At 71.4% G+C, this 12,170-nt stretch carries 11 protein-coding genes; 7 read left to right on the forward strand and 4 right to left on the reverse strand.

Annotated elements, in window-relative coordinates; genetic code table 11:
- Positions 1 to 25: 25 nt before the first annotated feature.
- Both glp and galU read right to left on the reverse strand, forming a co-directional pair.
- Positions 26 to 1,429 carry a gephyrin-like molybdotransferase Glp gene (gene glp, locus ACFQ79_RS11095; RefSeq protein WP_383581409.1) on the reverse strand — a complete coding sequence of 468 codons (1,404 nt, stop codon included), beginning with the start codon at positions 1,427 to 1,429 and terminating at the stop codon, positions 26 to 28.
- Between the two features lie 4 nt (positions 1,430 to 1,433).
- Complete coding sequence (gene galU / locus ACFQ79_RS11100) at positions 1,434 to 2,345, reverse strand: UTP--glucose-1-phosphate uridylyltransferase GalU (RefSeq protein ID WP_383581412.1); 912 nt, start codon at positions 2,343 to 2,345, stop codon at positions 1,434 to 1,436.
- Between the two features lie 104 nt (positions 2,346 to 2,449).
- On the opposite strand from galU, the gene ACFQ79_RS11105 reads away from it, so the two are divergent.
- Positions 2,450 to 3,043: a 5-formyltetrahydrofolate cyclo-ligase gene (locus ACFQ79_RS11105; RefSeq protein ID WP_383581414.1), complete on the forward strand. Its 594-nt coding sequence runs from the start codon at positions 2,450 to 2,452 to the stop codon at positions 3,041 to 3,043.
- Here the strand turns inward: ACFQ79_RS11105 and ACFQ79_RS11110 are convergent, their stop codons facing one another.
- Positions 3,044 to 5,821 carry a penicillin acylase family protein gene (locus ACFQ79_RS11110; RefSeq protein ID WP_383581417.1) on the reverse strand — a complete coding sequence of 926 codons (2,778 nt, stop codon included), beginning with the start codon at positions 5,819 to 5,821 and terminating at the stop codon, positions 3,044 to 3,046.
- 247 nt (positions 5,822 to 6,068) lie between these two features.
- On the opposite strand from ACFQ79_RS11110, the gene ACFQ79_RS11115 reads away from it, so the two are divergent.
- The 6 genes from ACFQ79_RS11115 (at position 6,069) to mscL (ending at position 11,870) form a co-directional block, all read left to right on the forward strand.
- A complete protein-coding gene (locus tag ACFQ79_RS11115; protein ID WP_383581539.1) occupies positions 6,069 to 7,631 on the forward strand; it encodes a potassium/proton antiporter in 1,563 nt (520 codons plus the stop codon).
- 251 nt (positions 7,632 to 7,882) lie between these two features.
- Positions 7,883 to 9,154 carry an MFS transporter gene (locus ACFQ79_RS11120; RefSeq protein WP_383581420.1) on the forward strand — a complete coding sequence of 424 codons (1,272 nt, stop codon included), beginning with the start codon at positions 7,883 to 7,885 and terminating at the stop codon, positions 9,152 to 9,154.
- A gap of 68 nt (positions 9,155 to 9,222) precedes the next feature.
- A complete protein-coding gene (locus ACFQ79_RS11125) occupies positions 9,223 to 9,561 on the forward strand; it encodes an FmdB family zinc ribbon protein (protein WP_383581423.1) in 339 nt (112 codons plus the stop codon).
- Between the two features lie 121 nt (positions 9,562 to 9,682).
- A complete protein-coding gene (locus tag ACFQ79_RS11130; RefSeq protein ID WP_383581427.1) occupies positions 9,683 to 10,528 on the forward strand; it encodes an S-methyl-5'-thioadenosine phosphorylase in 846 nt (281 codons plus the stop codon).
- Positions 10,529 to 10,679: 151 nt separating this feature from the next.
- The gene (locus tag ACFQ79_RS11135) at positions 10,680 to 11,225 is read left to right on the forward strand and encodes a hypothetical protein (RefSeq protein WP_383581430.1); all 546 of its coding nucleotides are present in this window, start codon (positions 10,680 to 10,682) and stop codon (positions 11,223 to 11,225) included.
- Positions 11,226 to 11,297: 72 nt separating this feature from the next.
- Positions 11,298 to 11,870, forward strand: coding sequence for a large conductance mechanosensitive channel protein MscL (gene mscL, locus ACFQ79_RS11140; RefSeq protein WP_383581433.1), 573 nt, complete (start codon positions 11,298 to 11,300; stop codon positions 11,868 to 11,870).
- Between the two features lie 19 nt (positions 11,871 to 11,889).
- On the opposite strand, the gene ACFQ79_RS11145 is transcribed toward mscL, so the two are convergent.
- The gene (locus ACFQ79_RS11145; RefSeq protein WP_383581436.1) at positions 11,890 to 12,111 is read right to left on the reverse strand and encodes a hypothetical protein; all 222 of its coding nucleotides are present in this window, start codon (positions 12,109 to 12,111) and stop codon (positions 11,890 to 11,892) included.
- Positions 12,112 to 12,170 lie beyond the last annotated feature (59 nt).

Raw genomic sequence — 12,170 nt, forward strand, 5'->3', positions numbered from 1 at the left:
ACACCGTACCCCCACCCTCGCCCCCTCAGCCGAGGAGGACCACTTCCAGCTCGGTGCCCGGCTCCACGCTCTCCGTCTCCTCCGGGACCACGAGCAGGCAGTCCGCGTGCGCGAGGGCCGCGATCAGATGGGAGCCCGCACCGCCCACCGGAGTGACGGTGCCCGCCTCCGGGTCGTACGTCCCCCGGAGGAACTGCCTCCGCCCGGCGGGCGAGGACAGCGCCCCGTCGGCGGCCAGCTCGGCCCGCACCCGGGGCCGGTGCAGGTCCTCGACGCCCATCAGGGCCCGGATCGCGGGGCGGACGAACAGCTCGAAGGAGACGTACGAGGAGACCGGGTTGCCCGGCAGGGCGAGCAGCGGGATCTGCTCGGCGCCGATCGCGCCGAAGCCCTGGGGCTTGCCCGGCTGCATGGCCAGCTTGCGGAAGTCGACCTGCCCGTCGGCCGTCAGCGCCTCCTTGACCACGTCGTACGCGCCGACGCTCACGCCGCCCGTGGTCACGATCAGATCGGCCCGGATGAGCTGGTCCTCGATGGTGGCGCGCAGCGACTCGGCGTCGTCCGCGACGGCCCCCACCCGGTACGCGAGCGCGCCCGCGTCCCGCGCGGCCGCGGCGAGCGCGAAGCTGTTGGAGTCGTGGATCTGGCCCTCGCCCAGCGGCTCGCCGGGCTGGACGAGCTCACTGCCGGTGGACATGACGACCACCCGGGGGCGGGGCCGCACCCGGACGGTGCCGCGGCCGATCGCGGCGAGCAGTCCGATCTGCGGCGGCCCGAGCACCGTGCCGGCCGACAGGGCCAGCTCCCCGGCCCGTACGTCGCCGCCCCGCTCGCGGACATGGGCGCCGGCCTCCGCGGCGCGGTGCACCCGGACCTCGCCGGACGCGCCCTCGGGGGCGGCGCTCGCGGCGGTCATGCCGGTGGCCGCTCCCCCGCCCGTACCGCCGTCGGTCCACTCGACGGGGACGACGGCCTCGGCGCCGGGCGGCAGCGGGGCGCCGGTCATGATCCGGGCGGCCTGGCCGGGGCCGACCTCGGGCAGGCCGCCGGCGCCCGCCGCGACGTCGCCGACGACGGTCAGGACGGCGGGGAACTCATCGGTGGCACCGGCGACATCGGCGACCCGGACCGCGTACCCGTCCATCGAGCTGTTGTCGAAGGGCGGCAGCGCCACCGGCACCGTCACGTCCTCGACGAGGACGCAGCCCTGCGCGTCGAGGAGTTGCAGCTCGATGGGTTCGAGCGGGCCGACCGTCGCGAGGATGTCGGCCAGGTGCTCGTCCACCGACCACAGCCCGCGCGCGGGCCCCGCGCAGGGGTCGACCGCCTTCTCCTCGTCGCCATGGCCGTGATCGCCGTGATCGCCGTGGTCCTGGCCGTCGTGGTCCTGGCCGTCGTGGGACGGCGACGGTGCCGCGCTGCTGCTCAAGGTGCTACATCTCCTCGCTGACGTATCTCCGGAGCCAGGCCCGGAAGTCCGGTCCCAGATCTTCACGTTCGCACGCGAGTCTGACAATGGCACGCAGATAGTCACCGCGGTCACCGGTGTCATAACGGCGGCCCTTGAAGACGACGCCGTGCACCGGACCGCCGATCTTCTCGTCCGAGGCCAGCTTCTGCAGGGCGTCCGTCAGCTGGATCTCCCCGCCGCGGCCCGGCTCGGTCTCCCGCAGCATCCCGAAGACGGCCGGATCCAGCACGTAGCGGCCGATGATCGCGTAGTTGCTGGGCGCCTCGTCCGCGTCCGGCTTCTCGACCAGGCCCGTCACCTTCACGACGTCCGCGTCGACGGTCGCCTCGACCGCCGCGCAGCCGTACAGATGGATCTGCGCGGGCTCGACCTCCATGAGGGCGATCACGCTGCCGCCCTCGCGCTCCTGGATCTCCACCATCCGCGCGAGCAGCGGGTCGCGGGGGTCGATCAGGTCGTCGCCGAGGAGCACCGCGAAGGGCTGGTCGCCGACGTGCGGGGCGGCGCAGAGCACGGCGTGACCGAGGCCGCGCGGGGCGCCCTGGCGCACGTAGTGCATGGTGGCGAGGTCACTGGACTCCTGGACCTTGGAGAGGCGTTCGGCGTCGCCCTTCCGCGTCAGGGCCTCCTCCAGCTCGTAGTTCCGGTCGAAGTGGTCCTCCAGGGGACGCTTGTTCCGACCGGTGATCATCAGGACGTCGGAGAGGCCGGCCGCGACGGCCTCCTCGACGACGTACTGGATGGCCGGCTTGTCGACGACCGGCAGCATCTCCTTCGGCGTCGCCTTGGTCGCCGGGAGGAAGCGGGTTCCGAGGCCGGCGGCGGGGATGACAGCCTTGCTGATCCGGCCCAGCCTGGGGAGCGAGTGATTCATGCGGTGCACCTTAGCCGTTCGGAATGAGAGGAAGATGTGGCTTCGGTTAACTTCCTTCACATAAAGACAGTTTCGAGAGTTTGGCGAGATCGCATGGGACCGACATGACACCTGAGATGTCCGAAAAGACCGTGCTGCGCGGCCGACTTCTGGCCGCCCGCGCCACGCTGAGCACCGATTCCCTGGCCCGCACGGCCGAATCCCTCGCCCGCCGGGGACTGGAACTCGCCGAACTCGCGGAGGCGTCCACGGTCGCCGCCTATGTGTCCGTGGGCCGCGAGCCGGGCACGCGCGCGTTGCTCGACGCGCTCCACGCGCGCGGGGTGCGGGTCCTGCTCCCCGTGCTGCTCCCCGACAACGACCTGGACTGGGCGGCGTACGAGGGCCCGGAGGGGCTCGCGAAGGCCGGCCGGGGCCTGCTCGAACCGGTCGGGCCCCGGCTCGGCCCCGAGGCCGTGTGCGCCGCCGACGCCGTCCTGCTGCCGGGCCTCGCGGTCGACGGGCGGGGGATGCGGCTCGGCCGGGGCGGCGGCTCGTACGACCGGGTGCTCGCCCGGCTCACGCGCGCGGGTGCCGATCCGGCGCTCGTGGTGCTCCTCTACGCGGACGAGGTGGTCGCGCGGGTCCCGGAGGAACCGCACGACCACCCCGTGCACGCGGTGGTGACCCCGGAGGGAGTCACCCGCTTCCGGCCCTGATCAGGGCTTCAGCTTCAGCGTGTCCTTCGTCGCCGCGTCGACGGCCGCCTTGCCGTAGGACCAGTCGTACAGGTCGCCCTTCGCCCACGCGTCCGTCTGGTCGGTGTAGTGGGAGTTGAAGGCGTGACCGGAGGCGCCGGTGAGGTTGATCCACCGGGACTTGTCCCAGTCGCCGACGTTGACGACCATCCGCATCGACGGCACCCAGATGACCTCGTAGCCGCCGGCCGCGTTCCAGCCGGTGGCGTCGACGGCCGCCTCGCCGCCGCCCAGGTTCCAGGGGCCGCGGTTGAGGAGCTGCTGCACGACGCCGGGGCCGGCGGTGCCGAGGGTCTGGTTCTTCAGGGTCAGCTGGTGCAGCCGGCCCCAGCTCCAGGTGGAGACGTCCTTGCCGAGCTTGGCCGTCAGCTCCCAGCGCGCGTCCTTCATGGCGCGGGCGAGCAGCTGGTCACGGGTCTCGGTGGCCTGGTCGGTGCGGTTGCCCGGGGTGACCCACCACTCGCTCTTCTCCTGCTTGAGGAGCGGGCGGACCACCTCGTACCAGCGGTCGCCGCCGTCCGGCTGCGCGGAGTCGGGATCGCGCTGGCCGCATTCCCGTACGAGCTTGTTCTGCTCGTCGACGGGGCCGGTGGCGTCGGCCGGGCGCACGTTGATGCAGTCGCCCTCGGCGCGGAGCTCCTTGGGCAGCTTGTTGCCGAAGGACAGCTTGAGGACGTTGCGCCAGACCGCGTTGAAGTACGCGGCGGCGGCCGAGTCGGGCTCCTGGGTGTAGTCCCAGCCCTCCAGCAGCTTCTGTGCCTCGCGGACGTACGGGTCCGAGATGTCGATCTTCAGCAGGAGCGGGTTCAGGAGGGTCGCGATCTCGCTGCGGTTGTCCGTCTGCATGGTCCGCATGTCGTCCGGCGAGATCTTTCCGCCGTCCTTGATCTTCGACTCGATGAGGTCGTTGATCCGCTGGCTGCGCGAGCCGTAGCCCCAGTCCTTGGTGAGCAGGTCGGGGTAGGTCCCGGCGTCGATCACGGCCTGGTTGGCGGTGACGATGTAGCCGCGCTTCGGGTCGTACTCGTACGGCAGCTGCTCGAAGGGGATGTAGCCCTTCCAGCGGTACGAGGAGTCCCAGCCGGGGGCGGGCAGGGTGCCGTCGCCCTTGGCGCGCTGCGGGATCTTGCCCGGGGACTGGTAGCCGATGTGGCCCTCGGTGTCGGCGTAGATCAGGTTCTGCGAGGGGACCTCGAAGTTCTTGGCCGCGGCCCGGAACTGGTCGAAGTTCTTGGCTCGGTCGAGGGCGAAGATCGCGTCCATCGACCTGCCCGGCTGGAGGGCGGTCCACTGGAGGGAGACGCCGTAGCCGGTGCCGCGGTCGGGGGCGGCGTTGCCGACGGGTGCCTTCTGGCCGACCTTCTCCAGTTCGGAGGAGCGGTCGGAGACGAGCGGGCCCCGGTCGGTGGAGCGGACGGTGATGGTCCGGTCCTCGCCGCCGGCGACCTTGATGATCTCGTCGCGGACCGTGAAGGGCTTGACCTTGCCGTCGACGAGGTAGCCGTCGGGGCCGATCTTCTCCAGGTAGAGGTCGGTGACGTCGGCGCCGAGGTTGGTGAGACCCCAGGCGATCTTGTCGTTGTGTCCGATGATCACACCGGGCATGCCGGAGAAGGTGTAGCCGGAGACGTCGTAACGGCAGGTCGCCGAGACCGAGCGGCAGTGCAGGCCCATCTGGTACCAGAGGGACGGCAGCTGGGGCGCGAGGTGCGGGTCGTTGGCGAGCAGCGGCTTGCCGGAGGTCGTGTACTGCCCGGAGACGACCCAGGAGTTCGAGCCGATGCCGTTGCCGTTGGGGCCGAGCAGGGCGGGCACGCCGTCCAGGACCTCGGAGAGCGCGCCGAGCTGGGACTGCGCACCGGAGCCGTCCGAAGAACCGGAGGAACCGGAGGAGGAGTCGGAGCCGCTGCCGGGGACACCGCCCGGGGTCTCCCCGGTGGTCAGGTCGTCGTCGCCGTCGCCCGCCTTGCCCTTCGGGTCGAACTTCCCGGTGGACTCGTCCACCGCGCCCCCGTCGACGATCGGCTGGTGGAGCGCGTACGGGTAGTCCGGGTACAGCTGCTTGATCTGGCTCGCGCTCATCCGGCTCGTCATCAGCGAGCGGTCGATCTCGTCCTGCATGTTGCCGCGCAGGTCCCAGGCCATCGCCTTGAGCCAGGCCACCGAGTCGACCGGCGTCCACGGCTCGATCGCGTAGTCGTTGGTGAGGGCCAGGGCCGCGTACTCGACGGAGACGTCGGCGGGGTCCCGGTCCTTCAGATAGGCGTTGACGCCCTCCGCGTACGCCTGGAGGTACTTCTTCGTCTCCGGCGACAGGACCTTGTCGTACTCCTGCTGCGCGACCCGGCGCCAGCCGAGCGTGCGCAGGAAGGAGTCCGTCTCGATCTGGCTCTCGCCGAACATCTCCGAGAGCCGGCCCGCGGTCACGTGCCGCCGGACGTCCATCTCGTAGAAGCGGTCCTGCGCCTGGACGTAGCCCTGGGCGCGGAAGAGGTCCGTCTCGTTGTCGGCGTAGATCTGCGGGACGCCGTTCGCGTCGCGCTTCACCTCGACCTCGCCGGACAGGCTGTCGAGCCGGATCTCGCCCGTGGTCTGCGGGAACGAGGCCCGGACGGTGCTCACACCCCAGAACCCGCCGTATCCCACGCCCGCGACCAGAGCGAGGACCAGGACGAGGAGGATCAGGCGGGCGCGCCGCCCTTTCTTCTTGGCGGGAGGCGCGGTCGTGTTGGAGGGCATCGCTGTCCTTCGAGGGGCAGGGTGGTCCTGGAGTACGGGAGCAACCTTAGGCGCAGCGTCTGGAGGGCCCGGACGCGGTGTCCGGAAGAGAACCGTACTGGCGATCGAGGAGGCGCAAAGACGGCGTCAAGAAAACGTTAAAGATTAGGTAAGGTAACGAAGTGTCTGCCGCTGGAGGAACGATCCAGCCGCAGGCGACGGCCGCTGGAAGAACGCTCCAGCTGCATGTGAGGGGAAGGAACGGCCACTGACTGTCCACGAGCTCAACGAACTCCTGCTCATCAGCTCCCTCGTGCTGCTGATCGCGGTCGCGGCCGTACGGATCTCGTCCCGGAGCGGGCTCCCCAGCCTGCTGCTCTACCTCGGCATCGGCATCGCCATCGGCCAGGACGGCATCGGCAACGTCGCCTTCGACAACGCGGAACTGACCCAGGTCATCGGCTACGCCGCCCTCGTCGTGATCCTCGCCGAGGGTGGCCTCGGCACGAAGTGGAAGGAGATCAAACCGGCGCTGCCCGCCGCGGTCGTCCTCTCCACCGTCGGCGTCGCGGTGAGCGTGGGCATCACGGCCGCCGCCGCCCACTACCTCGTGGGCCTCGACTGGCGGCAGGCCCTGATCATCGGCGCCGTCGTCTCCTCGACCGACGCCGCCGCGGTCTTCTCCGTGCTGCGCAAGGTCCCCCTGCCGTCACGGGTCACCGGTGTCCTGGAGGCCGAGTCCGGCTTCAACGACGCCCCCGTCGTCATCCTCGTCGTCGCCTTCTCCACGGCGGGACCGGTCGACCACTGGTACGTCCTCGTCGGCACGATCGCCCTCGAACTCGCCATCGGCGTCGCCGTGGGTCTCGCCGTCGGCTTCCTCGGCGCGTACGGGCTGCGGCACGTCGCCCTGCCCGCCTCCGGCCTCTACCCGATCGCCGTCATGGCCATCGCCGTCGTCGCGTACGCCGCCGGCGCCATGGCCCACGGCTCCGGCTTCCTCGCCGTCTACCTGGCCTCGATGGTCCTCGGCAACGCCAAGCTGCCGCACGCGCCCGCGAACCGGGGCTTCGCCGAGGGACTCGGCTGGATCGCCCAGATCGGCATGTTCGTCCTGCTCGGCCTGCTCGTCACCCCGCACGAGCTCGTCCACGACTTCTGGCCCGCCGTCGTCATCGGCCTGGTCCTGACCGTGGTCGCCCGGCCCATGGAAGTCCTGGTCAGCCTGCTGCCCTTCCGCATCCCCTGGCAGGAACAGGCGCTGATGTCCTGGGCCGGCCTGCGCGGAGCCGTCCCCATCATCCTGGCCACCATCCCGATGGTGTCGGACATCGAGGGCAGCGAGCGGATCTTCAACATCGTCTTCGTGCTCGTCGTCGTCTACACCCTCGTCCAGGGCCCGACCCTGCCCTGGCTCGCGAAGGCCCTCAAGCTCGGCGACTCCGGGGAGGCGGCCGACCTCGGCGTCGAGTCCGCGCCCCTGGAGCGGCTGCGCGGCCATCTGCTCTCCGTCGCCGTCCCGGAGCACTCCCGGATGCACGGGGTCGAGGTCGCCGAGCTGCGGCTGCCCGCCGGAGCGGCCGTCACCCTCGTCGTACGGGAGGAGACGAGCTTCGTCCCGGGGCCCGCGACCGTCCTGCGGCGCGGCGACGAACTCCTCGTCGTCGCGACCGACCCGGTACGGGACGCCACGGAACGGCGACTCCGCGCGGTCGGCCAGGGCGGCAAGCTCGCCGGCTGGCTGGGCACGGGGGGCGCCACGGCGGTCAGCGAGCCGCACGGCACCGAGACACGCTTCCACCGCCATGGCCAGAAACGAACATCCGGTTAATCCGAGGCATTAATTCAAGGACAGGAGCGTTTTCCCAGGCAGGAAGACGCTCCTCCCTGTAGCATGAAGGCACACCTGATCGAACCAACTCTGCCTGACGCAGAGCTGGCGCGACCGTATGGCGGCCGTGGCGCCCCTCCGCAGTGGGGCCGGCCCGGTATCTACCGCAGTAACGCGCATGAGGACAGCTCTCGGCGACACCCGCACCACCGTGCCGGGGCGCGCTACCAGGCGGCAGAAAGGCCAGGACCGTGGCGTCCACGGTCATCTCGGACAAGCGGCCCGGCTACGGGCAGCTTCTGCGCACACCCGGTGCGTTGTCCTTCCTGCTCCCCGGCTTCGCCGCACGGCAGCCCTTCGCGATGCTGACCATCGGCATCGTCCTGCTCGTCCAGCACACCACCGGCTCCTTCGGCAGCGCCGGCGCGGTCGCCGCCGTCACCGGCGTCTCGATGGCGCTGTTCGCACCGCAGAGCGGCAAGCTCGCCGACCGCTTCGGCCAGCGCGCCGTCCTGATCCCCGGCGTCCTCGTCCACACCGCGTCCGTCTCGCTGCTCGTGGTGCTCGCCCTGGGCGGCGCCCCGCTGTGGGCCCTCTTCCTGGCCGCCGTGCCCGCCGGCGCCTCCGTGCCGCAGGTCGGCCCGATGGTCCGGGCGCGCTGGGCCGCCAAGCTGGACGGCACCCCGCTGATGCCGACGGCCGCGGCCTTCGAGTCCGTCACCGACGAGTTCACCTTCGTCGTCGGCCCCGTCCTCGCGACCGCCCTGTGCACCGGCGTCCACCCGGCCGCCGGCCTGATCGCCGAGGCCGCGCTCACCCTCTTCGGCGGGCTCTTCTTCGCCGCGCAGCGCGCCACCCAGCCCGCCTTCGGCATCACCGCGGCCGGCTCCTCGGAGCCGCACCGCTCGGCGCTCTCCATCCCCGGCGTCCGCGTCCTCGTCGTCGCCTTCCTCGGCATCGGCTCCGTCTTCGGCGGCATGCAGGTCTCCCTCACCGCCTTCACCGAGGAGATCGGCAACCCCGGCGCCAACGGTCTGCTCTACGGGGTCTTCGCCGCCGGCAACATGCTCGCGGGCATCGCCATGGGCGCCGTCGCCTGGAAGGTCGGCCCCCGCCGCCGTCTGATCCTCGGCTACGCCGGCCTCACCGTGGCCGCGTCGCTGCTGTGGACCACGCACTCCGTGCTGCTCCTCGGCGCCCTCGGTCTGGTCGTGGGCCTGTGCATCGCCCCGGCCCTGATCACCGGCTACACCATCGTCGAGACCCTGATCCCGGCGTCCGCCCGCACCGAGGCCTTCACCTGGCTCACCGGCGCCGTCGCGCTCGGCCAGGCCGCGGCCGTCACGGTCGCCGGCCGCCTCGCCGACGCCCACGGCGCGAGCACCGGATTCCTGGTGCCGATGGTCGGCACGGCGCTCGCCCTGGCCACGCTCCTCGCCCTGCGGTCGCGCCTCACGCCGCGCGAGACGAGCCGCGTCGCGGCGCGTGGTATCGGTCACCGCGTGCCGGTGGCGGTGGACTGAACCCGCGGAATACGTCAGTATGGATTGTCGTTAGCACTCGATGAGTGTGAGTGCCAGGAGGAAGACAAGTGCCGACCTACCAGTACCAGTGCACCGAGTGCGGCGAAGGCCTCGAGGCGGTGCAGAAGTTCACCGATGACGCGCTGACCGAGTGCCCCCAGTGCAAGGGCCGCCTGAAGAAGGTGTTCTCGGCCGTCGGCATCGTCTTCAAGGGATCCGGCTTCTACCGGAACGACAGCCGCGGCTCGTCGTCCAGCAGCTCGCCGGCCGCGTCGAAGTCCTCGACCCCGTCGTCCTCGTCCACGTCGTCCTCGACGTCGGACGCCAAGCCGGCCGCGTCGACCTCTTCGTCGTCCGCCTCCGCCTCCTCGACGTCCTCGTCGAGCACCGGAAGCTCGGCCGCCTGACCGCCGCCTGCCCCTGCACGAGCCTGATGTCAGGACGCAGTCCGTACGTTCTTCGCCGAGGGCCCCGTCGTTCGCGACGGGGCCCTCGGCGTTTCCCGGCGTCCCGCCTAGGGTGATCGCCATGGCGAACCAAGGCGCGTACGCGGACATCGGCGTGATCGGCGGCTCCGGCCTCCACTCCTTCCTCGAGGACGTCACGGAGGTGTCCGTCGACACCCCGTACGGCAGCCCAAGCGACTCCCTCCTCCTCGGCGAGATCGCCGGCCGGCAGGTCGCCTTCCTGCCCCGTCACGGCCGCGGCCACAGCGTCCCGCCGCACCGCATCAACTACCGCGCCAACCTCTGGGCCCTGCGCTCCGTGGGCGTCCGGCAGATCCTCGGACCCTGCGCGGTCGGCGGACTCCGCGAGGAGTACGGGCCGGGCACGCTCGTCGTCCCGGACCAGCTCGTCGACCGTACGAAGGCCCGCGCGCAGACCTACTTCGACGGGGAGCGGCGGGCCGACGGGGCCGTGCCCCGCGTCGTCCACGTGACCTTCGCCGACCCGTACTGCCCGGACGGGCGGCGGGTCGCCGTCAAGGCCGCCCGGGGGCGGGACTGGGACCCGGTCGACGGCGGCACGATGGTCGTGATCGAGGGGCCGCGCTTCTCCACCCGGGCCGAGTCCCGGTGGCACGCCGCGGCCGGCTGGTCGGTCGTCGGCATGACCGGGCACCCCGAGGCCGTCCTCGCCCGTGAGCTGGGCCTCTGCTACACCTCGCTGGCGCTCGTCACCGACCTGGACGCGGGCGCCGAGACCGGCGAGGGCGTCTCCCACACCGAGGTGCTGCGGGTGTTCGGCGAGAACGTGGGGCGGCTGCGGGAGGTGCTGTTCGACGCCGTGGGCGCGCTGCCCGCGACCTTGGACCGGGACTGCCTGTGCACGCGGGCGCACGAGGGCTGGGACCTGGGCATCGAGCTGCCGTGAACCTCTCGGGAGGGGGATCGAGCGCCGTGAATCCACCGGGAGGGTGAGGGAGTTGTCCACAGGCGGTGGGTGATCCCCAGGCTTGAGCGGGGAGTCGGCGCGGGCCGGAGAGTGGGAGCCGCTCCCATTTCCGACCAGGACGGCGGCACCCATGATGACCCACCCCTTCCCCTCCCCCTCCCCCGTTCCGGCGCCGTGCGTGGTGCCGCCCTTCGAGCCCCTGCGGGTGCGGGGCGCCAGGCTCCGGCTGCGCAGGGCGCTGCGACGCGGGCGCTGGGCCCCCGCGGTGCTCCTGGCCCTCGTGGCGGCGGCCCTCGCCGTCGCGGGCGGCGGCCCGCCACCGCCCGCCGGGGCGGCGCCCCCGCCGGGCGACCGGATCGCCCCCACCGCGGCTCGCGCACGGCCGTCCGTCGCCGTCCGCCTGGTGTCCGCTCCGGTACGGATCGCCGACGCCGCGACCGTACGGCTGCTGCGTCCCGGCGACCGGGTCGACGTGATCGCCGCGCCCAACTCGCCGCTCGGCGGGGAGGGTGAGGCCCGGGTGGTCGCGACGGGCGCCCGAGTGGCCGAAGTTCCGCACCCGGGTGAGACTCGTTCGGACGGAGGGGCGCTCGTCGTCCTGTCGGTGCCGCGGTCGACGGCCGCAGCGCTGGCAGGCGCCGGTGTCACGTCCCAACTGGCAGTGACAGTGTGCTGATTCGCACTGACAACCTGTCAATTCACCGGTCCGTGTGTACGGATTGGACGGCTCTGCGCCGTTCGCGGCCTAATGGCACCGCACACAGCAGCACAAGCGACGAAAGGCACCTTGGTGGCCGAGAAGAAGGAAAGTCTGATGGGCGGCTTCAAAGCCTTCCTGATGCGTGGCAACGTGATCGACCTGGCCGTGGCCGTCGTCATCGGTGCCGCGTTCACCAACATCGTGAACTCGGTGGTCAAGGGCATCATCAACCCGGTCGTCGGCGCCTTCGGCACGAAGGACCTGGAGAGCTACTCGTCCTGCATCAAGGACTCGTGCGTGGTCGTCAACGGCGAGGTGCAGGGCATCCAGCTCCAGTGGGGCCTGGTCCTCAGCGCGGTCCTCAGCTTCCTGATCACCGCGGCCGTCGTCTACTTCCTGATGGTCCTGCCCATGGCGAAGATCCTCGCGAAGCGTGCGGCGCACGAGAAGGCGAAGGAGGGCGTCGCGGAGACCATGGAGATCAGCGAGCTGGAGGTCCTCAAGGAGATCCGCGACCACCTGGTCTCCCAGCGCGGCCCCGTCACGGGCACGGGGACTGGCACGGGGACGGGCACGGGCACGGGGTCCGGTGGCGGTTCGGGGACGCACCCCACCTCCTGACCGACAGCTCGTGCCGGTGTCAGAGGTGGTGCGGCGGCTTCTCGTCGAGGAAGCGCGCGAGGTCGGCGGCGCTGTCGCCGCCGGCCGGAGGCCGCTCGCCCCATCCACGGTCCGTGTCGTCCGCGGACTGCTGGTCCAACGGATCGTCGAAGACGAGTGCCGGCTTCGGACTGTTCTCGGGGCTGGGACGTACGCCGGGCCGCTTCGCGTCTCGCGGTCCATGGGCGGGGGCGGTGCTCATACCTCAAGGGTACGCCCGCCGCCCCGCCCCTCACCCCTCTGATCTGCGTATCTCCGGCC

It is taken from the genome of Streptomyces sp. NPDC056480, from assembly GCF_042795405.1.
In the GTDB taxonomy this organism is placed as follows: Bacteria; Actinomycetota; Actinomycetes; order Streptomycetales; family Streptomycetaceae; genus Streptomyces.